Genomic DNA, 17,708 nt, shown 5'->3' on the forward strand with positions numbered 1-17,708 from the left:
CTGATACAGCGAATGATTCAGCGGGCAAACGGTCCTGTTCCTGGTATCGAACCGCTCATGCTGCCAAAGTATGCACGAGGCCGTGAAGAAGCGGGCGAGGCATTTTCCGTATCTGGTAGCGGAGATGCCAAAAACGTAACGATTGCTGAGGCAAATATCCGAAACCATTCTTCACATTTATTTTCGGAGGCTTCGCATGGTTTGCGAATTCATACCGCGGAGAGCGATGTCGAGAAATCTTCGAAGAGTACCGGGTTGCTGCCCAAAGATAACATCGCTCAGCAAACGTCTGGCAAGCCTCAGTCCCGGCCTGATGCACCTGTAATTGCATCGGCGAGGAAAGAGTTGCCTGCCGAGAAAAAAAAGGAGCAGCCGGGAGATGAAGTTGCGGTAAAGCCAACCGGCAGGGATGAGAAGAGTGGCAGGCAGGAAGCCACATCGCGCGAAGTTTTTCTCAAGAGAATCGAGGCCTCGCCAGACACCACCACTAGAAGAACGGAGGCCGTATCCAGTTCGCCGAAGCAAGCATTGCGCAAAGAGGTGGTGAGAGCCGATGTCTCGATACAAGCACGACCGGTCACGATTTCTATTGGGCATATCGAGGTGCGAGCAACGCAGCAACCTGCCGTTTCGCCCCGCAAGCCTGCTTTCCAGCCCGGCGTCTCGCTTGCGCATTTTCTAAAGCGTGAAGGCGGTGCTCGCTCATGAGCGATTACCTCGCAGTTGGAGGAGTGACTGCTGTGCTTTGTTCGCTGCTCAATACGGCGCTCACCAGCGGAGGGCCAAGTTCTCTGCTCGGCTCGTCGTCACCCGGCGTGACGGCGGTTTCGCCGGACCTGATCAAGACCGGCCCTGACGAGCAGCCGCAACTGAACCTCTTCATGTACTACGCCAGTCTCAATCCGGCATTACGAAATGTGGGCATGCCGTCGGTCAGCGCGCAGGGAGGCAAACTCAGCAATCCTCCGCTGGCGATCAACCTGCACTACCTGGTATCCGCATACGGGGCGCATCAGTTCGATTCGGAGATCTTGCTGGGTTGGGCGATGCAGGTGTTTCATGACAACCCTGTTGTGCCGCGCGCAACCATGCAGAGTGCGCTGACGGATTTGCTTGCGCATGTGAGTCCGGAGACGCAACTGGTGAGCGGGAGTACATTGCCGGATCAGCTTGAACATATCCGCATCACGCCTGAAGCTCTTACGACGGAAGAGATCTATCGCCTCTGGACGGCTTTCCAGACGAGCTATCGTCCGACGACTTCCTATCAGGTTTCTGTCGTGGTGATACAGGACACGCAGTCTTATAAATCGAATCTTCCCGTGCAGAAGCGCGCGCTGGTTGCGTTACCGCTGCAGGCCCCGATTGTAGAGACGATTACTCCGGTGAAGGCGATTGCCGGTCAGGTCATCACGCTCACCGGAAGCAACTTCCTTGGGGACTCGCCCGCCGATACGACCGTCTCATTCGACCAGGGCGCCGGCATAAGTCCAAACACGCTTACCGGCAACTCGCTGACGGTCACGCTGCCTGCTTCACTGCAGGCGGGAACTCGAACGCTTCGCGTGCTGCGCAGCGTTACCTATCCCGGCTCTACAACACCGCATCCCGGTTTCAGTTCCAGTGCCGCGGTATTTCAGCTCATTCCGGCGATCCAGGGCTCCTCTCCGTTTACTGCGACGAGAGGAGCGGATTTTACGGTGACGATCTCTCCGCCGGTTGGCAGTGCGCAGCAGGCTGTGCTCTATGTCGGGGACGATGCCATCCCGATCCAGGAGCGGTCTGCTACCGGCCCGGCCACTTCGACCACGCTCAAATTCCCTATTCCATCCACGTTTGCAGCCGGGCTCTACCCATTGCGCGTGGAAATCGACGGCGCACAGAGCGCGCTTACAGCCGACAGCAGCGGCAAGTTCCATCCGCAATTGCAGGTGAACGTATGAGCACCGCTTTCGCTGGCGTACACTGCGCCTCGCTCGCCGAAGAGTTGGAGCGTGTCTACCGGATGCTTGCGGACGCATCTGGAGCGTTGAAGGGAGAAGCCGGATCGCTGTCATCGACAGGGCCGTGCCATGCGCTTGAACACGTGGAGCGCGCGTTCGCACTGAGCAGGTTTGAGCGGGATCTCTTGCTTCTGTGCGCAGGTGCGAGTCTTGAAAGCCGTTTTGCCGCGGCTTGCTCAGTTCTTCATCAGTGCAAGGAGGCGGCATGGCCGACGCTGGGCCTGGCGCTTTCGACACTTGAAGAGCCGCACTGGAGCGCGATCAGCCGCGCCCGGCCGCTTCGCTACTGGAAGCTCATCGAGGTGGGCAGCGGCCCGCTGTTACAGGCGCCGCTGCGCATTGACGAACGCCTGCTGCAATTTCTGATGGATGTTCCAGCGGTGGAAGAGCGGCTGGAGGCGGTAGTTCGGCCGATGGAAATGGAAGCCGCTACCGGGAGTGCGCACGAGCAGGTTCGCGCCGCGCTTGCTCATTGGAGAACTTCACGAGGGACTCCGGTTCTGCTGATCAGCAGTGCGTCTTCGGTGCGGCGTGCGTTTTTTCTCGAGATGTGTCGCGCGGCCGGCTGCGAGCCTTACATGCTGCGTGCTTCCTCGATCCCAGCCGCAGCGGCGGAGCGCGAGCTGCTGGCAAGGATCTGGACGCGTGAGTACGCGCTGACAGGAAAAGCATTGTTTGTGCGCGCGGATGAGTCGGAAAATGTGCGCCACCTCGAATCCTTTTTTGAAATGGTGGACGCGCCGGTTGCCGTGGAAGTTCAGCCCGGCTCAGCGGAAGAACATCTTGAAGGATTGCGTTTGACGTTACGAGCCAGCTCCGCCACAGAACGAAGGAAGCTGTGGGTCGCCGAACTTGGTCCAGCGGCTGCAGCGCAAATGAACGGAAGCCTTGACCGTATCGTGGACCAGTTCCAGCTGGATGCGCAGGCGATTCGTCATTCGGTGTCCGCAGCGCTCCGTGAAAATGACGGAGATGTCGCGGCAAAACTCTGGACGATATGCCGGCAGCACTCGCGACGGGCGCTGGATCACGTTGCGCAGCGGCTCGAGCCGCGCACCGCCTGGCAGGATCTGGTTCTGCCACCTCAGCAGACAGAGATGCTGCGCCAGGTGGCGATTCACGTACGGCGCCGTGCGACCGTGAACGAAGCGTGGGGGTTTGCCGGGCGCTATGAACGAGGCCTTGGCCTTTGCGTGCTTCTATCCGGGCCGACGGGTACGGGCAAGACGATGGCAGCAGAGACGATTGCCGGTGAGTTGGATCTCGATCTTTATCGTGTCGATCTCTCGTGTGTGGTGAGCAAGTATATCGGGGAAACGGAGAAGAATCTGCGTCGCATCTTCGACGCGGCAGAGGAAAGCAGCGCCATTCTGCTTTTCGATGAAGCCGATGCGATTTTCGGCAAGCGCAGCGAGGTGCATGACAGCCATGATCGCTATGCCAATCTCGAAATCAGCTATCTCCTGCAACGCATTGAAGCCTATCGCGGTATCGCCATTCTGACCACGAACATGCAACACGCACTTGATTCTGCTTTCACGCGGCGCATTCGCTTCATCGTGAACTTTCCATTTCCTGATCCTGCTGCGCGCAGGCGTATCTGGGAGGGAATCTATCCGGCACAGGCGCCGAGAGGAGAGATCGACTACGAGAAGCTTGCACAGTTGAATGTGTCTGGCGGGGTTATCCGTAACATTGCGATGCATGCGGCATATCTTGCTGCAGACGATCACGATGCGATTCAGATGGCGCACCTGCTTACGGCTGCACGGACAGAGTATTCAAAGATGAATCGCCTGTTGACTGCGGCGGAGATACGAGGCTGGGCATGAGACACAAGCCGTCGATGCCGCCGGGCCTTCAAGGCCGGCCCGCGACCGCGCTGTCCTCCGCACCATTGCGTGTAGAGATAGGCAGGCTCACGATCGAAGGCTATACACGGCTACAGCAACGGCTCTTTACGGAGTCATTCCACCAGAGTCTGCGGACGATGATGGCATCGCTCGACTCGACACAAGCCAGTGTGAATCGGGCGATAAGACGGCTCGATATTGGAAGTCTTCAGATGGGCACGTCCGCGAAAGAAGCGGGAGATGAAGTGGCCCGCCGGATTGTTTCCTCCATCTTCAAAAGCTCCGGGAGGAAGATCTGATGTCGAATATTTCACCTCGCCTGCAGAAGGGCGCGCTGCTCACATTCGATCCCATCCTGGGCATTCCGCTCAACACGATCATGCTGCAGTACAACCCGGAGACGTTGAGCAGATCGCTCAAGCCGCAGAGTGTGGGAGATGAGCCGGACCGTACCGAGATCCTGCGCCTGAAAGGGCCGCCGGTCGAAACGATCAAGTGCGATGTGGAACTCGACGCCACCGATCAGTTGGCAAATTCGGATGCGACTACGATCGCGCTGGGAATACAGCCGCAACTTTCAGTGCTGGAGCTGCTGGTGTATCCATCCAGCGCGGTGTTGATCGCGAACGAAGTGCTTTCGCTCCTCGGCACGGTGGAAATACTGCCCATGGAATCAGCACTCACGGTATTCGCATGGAGCAAGAGCCGCATTACGCCGGTGCGCATCACGGATCTCGAAATTACGGAAGAAGCCTTCGACCCGCAGTTGAATCCGATTCGCGCGAAGATTTCGCTGGGCATGCGTGTGCTCAGCGTCAACGATGTGGGATTCCTGACACCGGCCGGAGCGCTCTACATGATTTACCAGCTCACAAAGGAGTCGCTGGCGCAGCGCGCCTGAGGGGAGACGAGAAGATGGACAACGCACTCGCATCGCTGATCACCTCCGCCGCTGGCACTGGCGGCCCTACGAATCCCAGCAGCCGCTATTACGGCTCGCCGATTGAGGACTACACGCTGACGGATGGCACTCCGGTGAAGTACCTGGCGCGCAGGATTCTGCCTTCCGCTTCGATCTACACATCGGTACAGAATTACACGGTCGTCGACGGAGATCGTATCGATAACCTTGCAGCGAAATTTCTTGGTGATCCGCTGCTGTACTGGATGATCTGCGATGCCAACGGCACCACGGACCCGGATGAATTAACGGCCGAGGTGGGACGCACGATCCTGATTCCCCTTGCTTCGAAGCTGCCTGCGGGAGCGCGCAATGGCTAGTCCACTTTACCTGACGATGCTCGCCGGACCTGTTGAGGCGTTTCCGGTTCCGAAGCCATTGGTCGATGCACTTTCTTCGGTCGAGGTTACGGAGTCGGCAACCGGGCGCAGCGGTTTTCAGCTCACCTTCACGCTGGCGGATGATTCGATTCTGCAGACCTTTTTCCTGTTGGCGGCTGGGTCTCCGCTACCAGTGCTGCGCGTGATTCTGCTGGTGACTTTCGCAGGGCTGCCGCAGGTGATCATGGATGGTGTCATCCTGCACCACGAAGTTGTTCCCGATGCGATGCAGGGCTCGTCGAAGCTGGTGGTGACTGGGGAAGATCTGACGGCGCTGATGGGCCTGATCGATTTTTCGGGACTGCCGTATCCGGGCATGAGTCCCGATCTACGGGTAGAGACGATCCTCGCCAAGTACGCAGCTTTTGGCGTCGTTCCTGCTGTGATACCGGTACCCGCGCCCGACATACAGGTGCCTATCGATCGCACACCTTCGCAGAAGAAGACAGATCTTGAGTACATCCAGCATCTTGCCGACGAAGTGGGTTACGTCTTTTACCTGACGCCGGGTCCACTGCCTGGCATGAGCGAAGCCTATTGGGGACCGCAGGTGCGTGTTGGGATTCCGCAGCCGGCGCTCAATGTGAACCTCGACTCATGGACGAATGTCGAGAGCCTGCATTTTCGCTATCAGCCACAGACGTCCGTGACTCCGCTGGTCTTTCTGCAGGATGAGTTCAGCAAGGTCGTTATTCCGCTGCCGATTCCGCCGGTGACACCCTTCAATCCTCCTCTTGGCGTCGTGGTGCCTTTGCCGCAAAAGGTGGAGCAGATGACCTCTACCGCGAAGCTGCCGGTGGCGCAGGCGCTGATGAAGGGAATGGCACGCTCGGTGCAGACAGCAGACGTGGTGACCGGTGAGGGCAGTCTCGATGTACTGCGTTATGGGCAGCCACTGCGCGCGCGGAGCCTGGTGGGAGTGCGCGGCGCCGGTGTGGCCTTCGATGGAATGCATTTCGTCGATAGCGCTACGCATCGGTTGAAGCCGGGCGAATACAAACAGAGTTTCGTACTGAAGAGGAATGCGCTGATAGCGGATACGCCGTTGGTTCCAGCTATGCCGTATTGAGGGAGTAAAAGATGGCAATCGAAAAGTATTACGGCAAGTATCGAGGGACAGTGCTCGACAACATCGACCCTCTGCAGATCGGGAGATTGATGGTCTTCATTCCGGACGTGTCGAATATTCTGCCATCGACATGGGCCACGCCATGCGTTCCTTTTGCGGGTATTCAATCAGGCTTTCATGCTGTGCCTGAAGTGGGCTCGGGCGTGTGGGTGGAGTTCGAGCAGGGCGACCCGGATTTTCCTATCTGGGTTGGCTCGTACTGGGGCGCGGCGGAAGAGGTTCCGGTGCTTGCGTTGGCTGCACAGGGCCTGCAGCAGGTGACGATCCAGACGACAGGCCAGAACACGCTGATTGTGAGTGACGTGCCAGGCCCGACTGGAGGCATCTTGTTGAAGGCTGCAACTGGCGCGTTCATTTCCATCTCCGATGTGGGCATCACGATCAGCAACGGGCAGGGCGCAACCATCGTCATGACAGGGCCCGCGGTCACGGTGAACGAAGGCGCGATGGAGGTCATCTGACATGCCTGGATTCCTGATCCAGCAGGGAGCGACGGTGTTATGCATGCATGCAGGGCAGGCGAATGCGGTGGTGCCGAATCCTCGCGTGATGTTGAGTGGCATGTCGAGCTGCCTGATGACAGCGCCGTGGCTTGTGGCCGGTTGCCCGGGTATTCCGCCGGCCGTTCCTCCGTGCGTGACAGCGACATGGCTTACGGGAAGCGTGCGCGTGACCTCGAATGGACAACCGCTGCTGGTGCAGAGCAGCCAGGCGATATGCGCGCCCACAGGCACGCCGCTTCTGCCGATCTTGACGCAAACCCGAGTGATGGCAACGTGAGGAAATGATGAACCTGGCCTATCCTTACAATTTCGACGCGACGGGACACACAGCGCAGACCGACCTGTTGACGCATGTCCGCGACATGATCGAGCAGGTTCTCTTTACGTCGCCGGGGGAGCGCGTGAATCGCCCGACGTTCGGCAGCGGCACGGCGCAGCTGGTCTTCGCGCCGAACAGCGACGTGCTTGCAGGAGTACAGCAGCAGGCGATACAGGCGGGCCTGCAGCAATGGCTATCGGATCTGATACGCGTTTTGTCCGTCGATGTGGAAGCGATTGACGCAACGCTGCAGATCACGGTGGTCTACTCCGTTTTGCAGACACAGCAGCAACAGACGCAACAGTTTGTTTATGGCGGGGTGAGCGCATGATCTATTTCTGCTCACAGAAAAATCGCCGGTCGCTGGTATTACAAAGTCCAAGGCTCAACGGCATCGACTATCTAGAAGTTGTGGGGCCGGCAGGGTGCGGAAAGCAACTGGAACTCACCCTGCTGAAGGATGCAAGACCGCTGAATCTCTCGCCGAATAACATCACGATCACTGGCGGTTCTGCGGTTACGGTTGCGTCTGTTACCGGAGCAAGCGATGACAGCCCCCTGGTGGTGACACTGTGGCTGAACGCTACTGGCGACTTCTCCACATACACGCTTTCGCTGGTTGCGGGCGAAGGCATTATCGACCCTCCTGATGGTTTCGATCCTCAACTTTCATCAGTGACCTTTTCATTCAAGGCAGGATGCCCGACACCATCCGATTGCCGCGTCGAGAATTGTTGTCCACAACCGAGAAGCCCAGCGCCGGATATCAACTATCTCGCGAAGGACTATGAAGGGTTCCGGCAACTGATGTTGGATCGACTGGCCACGCTCTCTCCCGCTTCAATGGAGTCGCATGCGGCAGACATAGGCATGGCAATGGTAGAGACGCTTGCCTACGCAGCCGACCATCTTAGCTACCAGCAGGACTCCGTCAGCACCGAGGCCTACATCGGAACAGCGCGCAGCCGCATCTCTTTGCGTCGTCATGCGCGCCTGATGGATTACCGCGTGGCCGAAGGCAGCAATGCGCGGTGCTGGGTGGCGATCACGGCGGGCCGCGATGATGTTCTGTTGCCGGAAGGCACCCTCTTTTATGTTCGAGTGCCCGGCCTGCCATCGGCTGCAAAAGCGGGGGATGCGGTTGCGCAACAGCTTTCGAAAACTGCCCATCCTGTATTCAGATCGATGCGCGACACCACGATCTATCTCGAGCAGAACAGCATCGATTTTTATACCTGGGGCGATGCAAACTGCTGCCTGCCGGCAGGCTCCACGGGGGCGACGCTGTTCGGCAGCCTGAGTTCTTTGCAGGCCGGCGGCGTGCTGATCTTCGAGGAGGTTCTGGGCCCGTTAACAGCGGACGCACCCGATGCAAATCCAGCGAACCGTTGCGCCGTGTTGCTGACCGGTGTTCGCACCGTCGATTACCTGGGCCGTGTGCTCGTCGATCCGCTGAATGGCCAGGCGATCACGGAGATTACATGGGCTGAAGCAGATGCTTTGCCGTTTCCACTTTGCCTGTCTTCCACGACCGATGCAGAGCACGGCTCAATACCGGTATTTGGCGTATCGGTGGCGCGCGGCAACATTGTTCCCGCAGACCATGGCGTGTGGATCGACAACGAGTCGCTAGGGGAAGTTCCTGTGGCGCCACCGTCACCTGTCACAACAGGAGGATGCAATTGCAGCGCAGACGCATCAGCTGAGACTGCGCGGCCGCGTTTCAACCCGAGCCTTGCTTCAGCTCCGCTCACTTTCAGTGCAGCCTTTAGCGGCATGACCTCCGCCGCCGCATTTCTTGTACAAGACGAAGCGCAGATCGCACCGCAGATCGCCCTGACGAGCGACGATGGCCTCGCATGGACTCCGCAGCGTGATCTGCTTTCCAGCGATGGCACTGATCATGTGTTTCTTGCAGAGATCGAACACGATGGCACAGTCTTTCTTCGATTCGGTGATGGCCAGTATGGAGCAGCGCCGGATACAGGCGTTACCTTCACTGCGACTTATCGTATCGGCAACGGAGCCATCGGAAATATCGGACGCGATTCACTTGCGCACGCCGTCTTGCCTGGCGACTTCATGCCTCCATTGCAGAGCGTTGCTGCCGTGCGAAATCCGCTGGCGGCCGCGGGCGGAGTCGATGCCGAAGAGATGGCGCACATTGTGCAGTACGCGCCATTCAGCTACCAGTCGCAGATGCGCTGCGTGACCGAATCGGACTACGGCGAGATGGCGGCGCAGATTGCCGGCGTTCGTGAAGCGCGTGGCACGCTGCGCTGGACAGGCAGCTGGTATACCGCGTTTGTGTCAGTAGACGCAACGAACATGCTTACGCCGCAACTCATTAACGGTACAAAACAGAGCCTGAACCTGTTGCGGATGATGGGTACAGATCTCGAAGTCGAAGGGGCTGTAGTGGTGGGCCTGCGCATTCGCATGGAGATCTGCGTAGATCCGGCTCATTTCCAGGGGGATGTGTACGAGGCCCTGCTCGAGGTTTTTGTAACAGGCAACCGTTGCAGTGGCGCAAGCGGCCTGCTGAACGCGAGTAATTTCTTCTTCGGCGAGACGGTGTATGCCAGCCCCTTGATAGCGGCTGCCCAGGCAGTTGATGGTGTGCTCGCGGCGACGCTTCTTGTCTTTTCACGGATGGGGGATGAAGGAGGCGACGGCGTGAGCCAGGGATATCTGACGATGGGACCACTTGAAGTTCCTCGTTGCGACAACGATCCGAACCGCATGGATCACGGACTCTTCGAGCTCCAGATGGACGGTGGAAGATGAGCGGCGGGTGCCTGCTTCCTGATGAAGAGCTTTGCGGCTGCTGCGCAGGTGTGGAGCAGGAGACGCCGCAGGTCATCTCCAACAGGCCGGCGTTGTCGTCCATCGCTTATCGCGCCGGTACGTATTCAACCTTCAATGCCAGTATGCTGGCCGCGCTCTCCGACCCGGAGTACCCGCTGCTTGGGCTGCTGCGTACACGCGATGCGTCAGACTTTAGCATCGCGCTGCTCGATGCGTGGGCGGTAACGCTCGATGTGCTCACCTTCTACCAGGAGCGTTTTGCGAACGAAGCTTATCTGCGCACGGCCGTGGATCAGAGATCGGTCTTTGAACTGGCGCGGCTGGTTGGTTATGTGCCGTCTCCCGGCGTGGCTGCATCCGCGGTCCTGGCCTTTACCTTGATGAGCGCCAGCGGCTCGCCTGACAACGTGCGTATTCCTGCCGGAACGCGGGTGCAGAGCGTGCCTGGTCCAGGCGAGACGCCGCAGACCTTCGAAACATCGCAGGACCTGACCGCGGTGATTGCGTTGAACGCATTGCCCGCGCAGACGACGATTCCGTGGCAACTCGTGGGCAGCGACACCAGTGCCTGGATTTCAGGAACCGCAAACAACATCAATGCGGGCGATGCATTGCTCTTTCTCACGGCGCAGAACGGTGCGCCGGTGACGAACGGTCCGGCAGATGTCCATTATGTAACGGCTGTCGTAACAGATACTGCGTCGGGCAATACGAACGTCAGCTGGGATCAGCCGCTCTCGGCGAACTTTGCCGCCGAAGCCACGGCGGATGATGTATGCGTGTATGTCTTCCGGAAAAAGGCTGCTCTCTATGGCGTGCAGGCGCCGAATCCTCTGTCTTTAGGAAGCTTAACTTCGAACCCGAATCTCGCGAACATCCCGGGTTATCCGTCATCGATCGGTCCGGGCTCTGACTGGAACTTTATCTACGATGAGGACAGTTACCAGGTTCATCTGGACGCGTCTTATCCGGGACTTGCACCACAGTCAGGAGTGACGCAGTTCGCGATTCTTACCGGGCTCGGTTACACCTCGTATTTCACTATCAACGCGGCGAGCGAATCGAATCCCAACCGCTACACGCTCACGACGAAGACAACCCAGCTTACGTTGGGATGGGGAGGCATTCTTGCGGGCGACCCTTATCTGTCGCTTAACTCTCTGCTCTGGGAATTTGTGCAGGAGACCCGCAATATCACGGCTTACGTGCAGAGCGTGCAACTATCGCTTCCGGATATTCCGCTCGCCGCATCCAGCTTCGGTGGTGTCCGCATTGTGCCCGGCATGAGCCTGCCTGTGCAGGGATCGTCAATTACGCTCGTGGGTGGCCAGCAGATCGCTTCGAGTCAGCCAATAGGCGTCTCAGGCAGGCGAACACGGCTGCAGGTGCTTCATGGAGATCAGGCGGTGTTTATACCTGCGAGCTCTGATGCAGTACTTGTTGTGACCGACAATCAGCTCTTCGTTGTCGATAGTTATCCGCCAGGAACAGATTCCGTGACCGCTCTGCCTGAGTGGAGCGTTATCACGGTCGCGGGAATTGCCGGCACACTTGTCGCCGACTCGACCAATGTTCTGCTCGTGCCCTCTGCAAAGCAGGACGCCGTCGTTAGTGAAGCTGCACAGGTGAATGGAGTCGTAGTCGCGGGTGATCTTACGACACTGAGCCTGCTCGCACCACTTACCCGGATCTACGATGCACCGACAGTGGCGGTAAATGCGAATGCGGTTGAAGCGACCAACGGCGAGACCGTTCAGGAGATTCTAGGCAGCGGCGACGCTGGCAATGACGCGCTGCAGTTCACCCTCAAGCAAACCCCGCTCACCTACATCACATCGCCTTCCGGAAATGGTTCGCAGAGCACGCTCGAGGTGTGGGTAAACAATCTGCGCTGGCAGGAGGTGTCTAACCTTCTCTCTTCGAGTCCGGCTGACCGTGTGTATGTAACGCGAACCAATGCGCAGGGGAAAACAGTCATCCAGTTCGGAAACGGATCGCAGGGGGCGATTCCTCCAACCGGGCAGGCAAATATCCGTGCTGTCTACCGTAAGGGAATTGGCCTTGGAGGCATGGTCAACGCTGGCCAGCTCTCGCAGCCGATTGATCGCCCTCAAGGATTAAAGACGGTGAGCAATCCTGGCCCTGCTACCGGGGCCGCGGATCCAGCTACGCCAGCCGATGCACGCCGGAGTGCTCCCATGCCCACGCTGACAATTGGGCGCGTAGTTTCTCTGGAGGACTACCAGAACTTCGCGCTCGCTTTTGCAGGCATCGCGAAGGCGCTGGCTACGTGGACGTGGTTCGGAAACATTCGCGGTGTCTTTCTTTCGATCGCAGGCGAGAACGGCGCGACATTCCAGAAGATCGATCCGATTGTTACGAATCTTGTTAAGGCGCTTCAGTCGAACGGAAATCCTTACGTGCCGTTGCAGGTGGCATCGTATGCGCCTGTGCTCTTTGAGTTTGCAGCGAACGTAAATATCGATCAGGAGCGGTACGACCCGAAGCTGGTACTCGAACAGGTGTGGCAGAACGTGACCTCAGCATTCGCTTTTGCGCAGCGTGACCTTGCACAGAATGTCGCGGCGAGCGAGGTAACAAGCATTCTTCAGAGCACGTCCGGAGTGATCGCGGTTCAACTGAAGAGTCTCTCGCTCAGCGGCCAGCCCTTGTCTGCTGCGATCCCCATGCAGCTTTGCGCTTCTGGCCCATTACCGCCTCAAGGCGCGCAGATGTTGGTGCTCGATCCGCAGACGCGGGGGAATCTTGGAGTATGGTCATGAGCCTGAGCGCCGATCAGCTGTTTGCGCTGCTGCCAGCCGTTTATCGTGATCGCGATGCGCTCAATGGTGGCCCCCTTGAAGCGATCTTCTCCATTCTTGCTGCCCAGGCCGGGATCGTTGAAGACAATATTCAGCAGCTCTACGACGATCAGTTCATCGAGACCTGCGCGTCATGGGTGATTCCCTATATCGGCGATCTGCTCGGCTACAACTCGATTTACGAGGTTACAGGCGCAAGCTTCGACAGCCGCGCCGAGGTCGCGAACACGATCAGCTACCGCAGGCGCAAAGGAACTCTCATCGCGCTCGAACAATTGACGATGGATGTTTCGGGGCGCGCTTCCATGGTCGTTGAAGAGTTCAAGCGGCTTATCACGACTGAGAGCATGCGCCATGTACGGGCAAGGCACAAGGCTACAGTCAGCGTTCGCCGTCTTGAGCCCTGGAAGCTTGAAGAGAATGCATTCGAGCACGCGAACTATAACGTAGACGTACGCCGTATCGCACCACGCACGCGAGTGGCGGCAAGCCCTGATGCGACACCTCTCGATATTGCATTGCATGGTCCGGGGCGGTTCAACATACCTGATATTGCGATTCATCTTTGGCGGCTTCGGAGCTGGCCCGTGAGAAATGCTCCGGTAGTTTCGTCGGGCGAAGGCTGTTACCTGTTCAGTCCCTTCGGGTTCGAGATGCCCTTGTTCTCGCAACCGGCGCCGCGTGATTCCTTCGAGCGCCTTACCGGGCGCATCGATGTGCCGCAGCCGATCGGCCGGATGGAGTTTCGAGATAGTCTTGCGGATGCAAACGCACCTCAGTTCTATGGCCCGGGCGCAAGCGTCCTGCTGATTGCCGATGGCATGCCCGTCGATGGTTCGATGATCCGGTCTGCGAACCTCACGGGAAGCCAAAGATGCAATGTTCCTCACGGCTGTATCGCTGTCGATCCACAGGCAGGGAGAATTCAGTATGCCGATGATCTCGAATTGCCGCTCGAACTGCGCGTGAACTACTCCTACGGCTTTGCGGGTGAGATCGGTGGCGGACCCTACGATCGCTCGGCTTCGCTGTCATCGTTGAAGCCTGCTCAGGTGGAATTGTTTGCGGTAGTAGGTTCCCTTGAATACCCCACTGTAAGCGACGCGGTCGTTGCATGGAACATGTTGGCTCCAGGAGCGAGCGGGATCATCGTGCTTCCCGCCTTCGAGCGCCACGCCATAGACCTTACCGAAGCAGGAGCGATTGAACTGCCGGCGGGGAGCAGCCTGACGATTGCTTCGGGCGTTCCGATTCCACAAGGTGGCCCACTGGATGTGGTCTGGAACAATGCGTGCGCCACGCTCATCGGCAACATGGAAGTTCGCGGGACCATCGGGCGAGTGTTGCTCGAAGGAGAAATAGAGCCGGCCGGCTCGCTGCTGTTGAGCGGTGTGTGGATTGCCGGGCAGATCACTCTGAGCGGCCTCACTTCTAATGTGCAGCTGATGGATAGCACGCTGGTTCCCGGCCTGGCGCTGAATAATCATCTGCAGCCTGTTGCGCCGGGTGAGCCGAGCGTCATCGTGACAGCGGCAGAAGCAAGCCTTTCGCTCGTGCGTTGTGTCTGTGGACCGGTTGCCGCCAATGCCGGCGGGTCTGCGCGCATCTGCTCGAGCATCGTCGATGCTACCTCGCCATGTTGCGTGGCATACGCTGCACCGGACATGGCCTCAGCCGGTGCCGATCTTCACATAGAAGACAGCACGGTTATCGGCAAGGTCCACGCGCGGACGCTGCCATTGGCGTCGAATACGCTTTTCTACGCTCACCAGCCGCGCCGGGATCCATGGGCGGCTCCAGTATGGATCAGCCGCAAGCAGACTGGCTGCGTGCGTTTCTGCTGGCTGCCGTTCAACTCGATTACACCGCGCCGCTACGAATGCCTGCCGCCAGGCTCCGACACGCAGGCCGCATTGGAGCCGCGTTTTATATCGCTGCGTTATGGGCGGCCGGGATACGGCATGTTCAGCGGAGATGTTCCTCTCGCCATCTGGAATGGAGCCGATAACGGCTCGCAGATCGGTGTCTACCTGCAGATCCAGGAAAGCGAAGCGGTGAGAAATGTCCAGCTCCGTGCACCGGAATACTTACCCATCGGGCTGGAGAGTGGAATCTTCCTGCACCCGTCGCGCTGTGTCCTTGAAGAGGCGCCCGCGCCGGTCTTTGTTTACGGAAAGGCAATTCATCCTCGTGGCTGCGGCTGCGAACAAGAGGAGCGCCCGCAGTGGGCCGGCATCGGCGGCGGGCTTATGTAGCAACTGTAGTTACAAATAAGAAATGGCCAGGTGAGCGATGAAAGGCGACTTCAGCCGGATACGGTTTAACCCAGGCAGTCATTACACGGCTGTTCTAGAACAGCAGGGCCGTGTTGCACTCGATGCTGACGCGAATGAGAGATCTGCGATCCAGGCGTATCTTCGCAAGACCGAGACGATTGACGTAGTCGGCGAATATGGCGCGCCTGCAGATGTGGCAGGTTTCGCCATCACTCTTTCAGGCACCACGATCGTTATCGGCGCCGGACGCTACTACGTGCAGGGACTGCTGTGTGAAAACAGCCAGGATGGTCTGGCGTACGGCAGCCAGCCATACCTGATTCATCCATCAGTCAGTGACGGCTCTCTGATTGGCCAGCTGGCGCAAAGCGGTGGCGCCGTGCAGGTTTTTCTTGAGGTGTGGCAGCGTGTTGTGACGGCACTCGACGATGCCTGCCTGCGTGAGCCTGCATTGGGACAGGCCGACAGCACCGCGCGATTACAGACGGTCTGGCGCGTGGTTGCAGAATATGTGCAGCCCGCATCGGGCTTTTCCAGGAATGCTGAAACGGCCGCAGGCCACAGGTTGCCGCTCCGGCCACTCCAGGCCGCTTCTATCGATCGTTCCTCCGCGGTGAAGATGCAGGCGGCGTTGCGGCAAAAGACTTCGTCCGTTGTTGCCAGGCAACGGCTCGCCGCCACGCTCGCAGGAATTGAAGCTGAGAGAGGGACTCTTGCGAGCAGCGCTTCCGAAGCGCCAGCAGCGACGGTGGGACCGAATGTCACCGCGGACTGCTGCAGCCAGATGTACGCGGCGACCCCGTTCGTCAGCACGGGAACCATGTGCGCCGCGACAAACCAGGGAGCATCCGATTGCTCGTGCCAGCCGGTTGCAGCTGCCGGATACCAGGGGCTGGAGAATCAACTTTATCGTGTCGAGATTCATCGTTCCGGCGATGAATTGACGGCCATGTTCAAGTGGTCGCGCGAGAATGCGTCGGTCGTTACAGCCATCAACAGCGTGAACGGCGCGACGGTCTGGGTGGATTCGCTGGGGCCGGATGCAAATCTCGGCTTCCAGGTGAATCAATGGGTCGAGGTCTATGACGACAGCGCGATCTTCGGGCAGATACCGAACCAACCCGGTCTGCTCTACCAGATTCTGAGCATCGATCCAACCGGCCCGTCGGTAACCTTCACCTCGCCGGTCGTCGGAGTGGATACATCGCTGCATGCGCGCATGCGCAGATGGGACCAGTCTGGCGGAGCAGATACCATGGACGGCATCCCCCTGCCGGTCAATTCGTGGGCGACACTTGAGAATGGCATCCAGGTTAGTTTCGGAGCCGGCACCTACCAGGCGGGAGATTACTGGACGATCCCCGCGCGCACGGCATCGGGCACGATTGAATGGCCGCCATGCGGCAGCGATGGCAGCCTGTATCAACCTGCTCACGCAAACCCTGTCTATCGCGCTCCTCTTGCGTGCATTCACTGGAGTGATCTGACCGGGGCACCGCTGATTGAATCCTGCCGGCGCATCTTTTATCCGCTCACATCTCTGGCTCCAGGAGCTTCACAAGGTTCGATCCACATCTCGGCCTATAGCTGGCAGAACGATGATGTGATGACGTTCGATCAACTTCTCGCATCCGGACTCTCGCTGACGGTCGATCAACTGCCAACGTCTCCGCTGAGCGGATCGAGCATGATCGTGAGCATCGAGACGGTGAACACATCCATACTGAGTTCCAACAACCAGGAGGCGCGGGCAGCCGCTTCGAATACATCTGCGAAGCCGCTGTCTACGCTGATTAACTATGCGGAGCTGGTAAAAACTCTTCCCCTGCTTTCTTCCATCCTTGACTGGGATCTGTCGTTGAACATCAGCACCATGCAGATTCAGTGGATGCTGCCGAGTCTCGATCTCGACGGTGTTCGCGGTCTCTATCTCCAGATGATCAACCAGAACCTGCTGGGTCTGCTGGCAACCTTCGGGCTTGCTGCACGCGCGCGTGTAAAGCTTCTGGGTTCGGCGATCTTTGCGCAGAATGGAAACAACACCGCATATCTCGACGGCGAAAGTGCCGGTATTCCGTCGCTGCAGCAGGATGGAAAGACCCCATGCATTGCACTGCAGATGCCTTCGGGGAGCGGCCGAAAGACGAGTGATTTCGAAGGGTGGTTTTACCTCGCGCCTTACAACGATGTAGTGAATCTTTCGATGAACGCCACCTCTCTCACGATCGTGCTGTCACAGTTCGGCACGGTCTCAGGAGTTGTCACGGGGGATCCTCCCCAGGCGGTTACGCCACAGCTCACGGTACAGCTCACTTATCCGGCTGCATTGGCTGCGGGCGCCGCGGTGGATCTCTCGCTGACGGCAATTACAGCGGGCGTCAATCCAGGCAGCTATGTGAGCCTGGAAACAACCCGGCTCCTGATTCCAAAAGGACAGGATTCCGGCGCGGTCAATCTCAATGTGTTCGGCAATCCCGGTGAGGGCAACACTTACAACTTCCAGGTTGCGGCAGTTGCGGAGTTCGCCTTTGGATCTCCGGTTACGAAGATGGTTACGTTCAGCCTGATCGGTGTTCAGGGCGGCATCTCGGTTTTTCCGATCGGCAGAGCGCCGATCATTCCGGTTCTGTAGAGACGGTTAAGGGGGAGCCGTA

Annotated in this window: 14 protein-coding genes; all 14 read left to right on the forward strand. The window is 58.6% G+C overall.

What is annotated here, in order from left to right; genetic code table 11:
* Positions 1–12 precede the first annotated feature (12 nt).
* The 14 genes from LJD29_RS08505 to LJD29_RS08570 are packed head-to-tail and all read left to right on the forward strand — an operon-like array spanning position 13 to position 17,686.
* Positions 13–708, forward strand: coding sequence for a hypothetical protein (locus LJD29_RS08505; protein WP_446745329.1), 696 nt, complete (start codon positions 13–15; stop codon positions 706–708).
* Positions 705–1,943, forward strand: coding sequence for a Pvc16 family protein (locus LJD29_RS08510; protein WP_446745330.1), 1,239 nt, complete (start codon positions 705–707; stop codon positions 1,941–1,943). Before LJD29_RS08505 ends, LJD29_RS08510 begins: the two co-directional genes overlap by 4 nt.
* Complete coding sequence (locus tag LJD29_RS08515) at positions 1,940–3,835, forward strand: ATP-binding protein (RefSeq protein WP_446745331.1); 1,896 nt, start codon at positions 1,940–1,942, stop codon at positions 3,833–3,835. Before LJD29_RS08510 ends, LJD29_RS08515 begins: the two co-directional genes overlap by 4 nt.
* A complete protein-coding gene (locus LJD29_RS08520; protein ID WP_446745332.1) occupies positions 3,832–4,155 on the forward strand; it encodes a hypothetical protein in 324 nt (107 codons plus the stop codon). The genes LJD29_RS08515 and LJD29_RS08520 overlap by 4 nt, the downstream gene beginning before the upstream one ends.
* Positions 4,155–4,757, forward strand: a complete 603-nt coding sequence (locus LJD29_RS08525; RefSeq protein WP_446745333.1) for a hypothetical protein — start codon at positions 4,155–4,157, stop codon at positions 4,755–4,757. Before LJD29_RS08520 ends, LJD29_RS08525 begins: the two co-directional genes overlap by 1 nt.
* A 14-nt stretch (positions 4,758–4,771) precedes the next feature.
* Positions 4,772–5,137 carry a LysM peptidoglycan-binding domain-containing protein gene (locus LJD29_RS08530; protein WP_446745334.1) on the forward strand — a complete coding sequence of 122 codons (366 nt, stop codon included), beginning with the start codon at positions 4,772–4,774 and terminating at the stop codon, positions 5,135–5,137.
* A complete protein-coding gene (locus tag LJD29_RS08535; protein WP_446745335.1) occupies positions 5,130–6,266 on the forward strand; it encodes a hypothetical protein in 1,137 nt (378 codons plus the stop codon). The genes LJD29_RS08530 and LJD29_RS08535 overlap by 8 nt, the downstream gene beginning before the upstream one ends.
* An 11-nt stretch (positions 6,267–6,277) precedes the next feature.
* Positions 6,278–6,787: a phage baseplate assembly protein V gene (locus LJD29_RS08540; protein WP_446745336.1), complete on the forward strand. Its 510-nt coding sequence runs from the start codon at positions 6,278–6,280 to the stop codon at positions 6,785–6,787.
* A gap of 1 nt (position 6,788) precedes the next feature.
* A complete protein-coding gene (locus tag LJD29_RS08545; RefSeq protein WP_446745337.1) occupies positions 6,789–7,106 on the forward strand; it encodes a hypothetical protein in 318 nt (105 codons plus the stop codon).
* Between the two features lie 4 nt (positions 7,107–7,110).
* The gene (locus tag LJD29_RS08550; RefSeq protein WP_446745338.1) at positions 7,111–7,479 is read left to right on the forward strand and encodes a GPW/gp25 family protein; all 369 of its coding nucleotides are present in this window, start codon (positions 7,111–7,113) and stop codon (positions 7,477–7,479) included.
* Entirely contained in the window at positions 7,476–9,935 is a 2,460-nt protein-coding gene (locus tag LJD29_RS08555; protein WP_446745339.1) for a baseplate J/gp47 family protein, read from the forward strand. The genes LJD29_RS08550 and LJD29_RS08555 overlap by 4 nt, the downstream gene beginning before the upstream one ends.
* Positions 9,932–12,739, forward strand: coding sequence for a baseplate J/gp47 family protein (locus LJD29_RS08560; RefSeq protein WP_446745340.1), 2,808 nt, complete (start codon positions 9,932–9,934; stop codon positions 12,737–12,739). The genes LJD29_RS08555 and LJD29_RS08560 overlap by 4 nt, the downstream gene beginning before the upstream one ends.
* Positions 12,736–15,033, forward strand: coding sequence for a hypothetical protein (locus LJD29_RS08565; protein WP_446745341.1), 2,298 nt, complete (start codon positions 12,736–12,738; stop codon positions 15,031–15,033). The genes LJD29_RS08560 and LJD29_RS08565 overlap by 4 nt, the downstream gene beginning before the upstream one ends.
* 37 nt (positions 15,034–15,070) lie before the next feature.
* Positions 15,071–17,686: a DUF6519 domain-containing protein gene (locus LJD29_RS08570; RefSeq protein ID WP_446745342.1), complete on the forward strand. Its 2,616-nt coding sequence runs from the start codon at positions 15,071–15,073 to the stop codon at positions 17,684–17,686.
* Positions 17,687–17,708 lie beyond the last annotated feature (22 nt).

The sequence above is a fragment of the Silvibacterium acidisoli genome, assembly GCA_022870745.1.
Taxonomy (GTDB): Bacteria; Acidobacteriota; Terriglobia; order Terriglobales; family Acidobacteriaceae; genus Silvibacterium.

Excerpts from the sequence above, each read along its gene's own strand:
- LJD29_RS08505 (WP_446745329.1), top strand. The coding sequence starts at position 13 with ATGATTCAGCGGGCAAACGGTCCTGTTCCTGGTATCGAACCGCTCATG.
- LJD29_RS08510 (WP_446745330.1), top strand. The coding sequence starts at position 705 with ATGAGCGATTACCTCGCAGTTGGAGGAGTGACTGCTGTGCTTTGTTCG.
- LJD29_RS08515 (WP_446745331.1), top strand. The coding sequence starts at position 1,940 with ATGAGCACCGCTTTCGCTGGCGTACACTGCGCCTCGCTCGCCGAAGAG.
- LJD29_RS08520 (WP_446745332.1), top strand. The coding sequence starts at position 3,832 with ATGAGACACAAGCCGTCGATGCCGCCGGGCCTTCAAGGCCGGCCCGCG.
- LJD29_RS08525 (WP_446745333.1), top strand. The coding sequence starts at position 4,155 with ATGTCGAATATTTCACCTCGCCTGCAGAAGGGCGCGCTGCTCACATTC.
- LJD29_RS08530 (WP_446745334.1), top strand. The coding sequence starts at position 4,772 with ATGGACAACGCACTCGCATCGCTGATCACCTCCGCCGCTGGCACTGGC.
- LJD29_RS08535 (WP_446745335.1), top strand. The coding sequence starts at position 5,130 with ATGGCTAGTCCACTTTACCTGACGATGCTCGCCGGACCTGTTGAGGCG.
- LJD29_RS08540 (WP_446745336.1), top strand. The coding sequence starts at position 6,278 with ATGGCAATCGAAAAGTATTACGGCAAGTATCGAGGGACAGTGCTCGAC.
- LJD29_RS08545 (WP_446745337.1), top strand. The coding sequence starts at position 6,789 with ATGCCTGGATTCCTGATCCAGCAGGGAGCGACGGTGTTATGCATGCAT.
- LJD29_RS08550 (WP_446745338.1), top strand. The coding sequence starts at position 7,111 with ATGATGAACCTGGCCTATCCTTACAATTTCGACGCGACGGGACACACA.
- LJD29_RS08555 (WP_446745339.1), top strand. The coding sequence starts at position 7,476 with ATGATCTATTTCTGCTCACAGAAAAATCGCCGGTCGCTGGTATTACAA.
- LJD29_RS08560 (WP_446745340.1), top strand. The coding sequence starts at position 9,932 with ATGAGCGGCGGGTGCCTGCTTCCTGATGAAGAGCTTTGCGGCTGCTGC.
- LJD29_RS08565 (WP_446745341.1), top strand. The coding sequence starts at position 12,736 with ATGAGCCTGAGCGCCGATCAGCTGTTTGCGCTGCTGCCAGCCGTTTAT.
- LJD29_RS08570 (WP_446745342.1), top strand. The coding sequence starts at position 15,071 with ATGAAAGGCGACTTCAGCCGGATACGGTTTAACCCAGGCAGTCATTAC.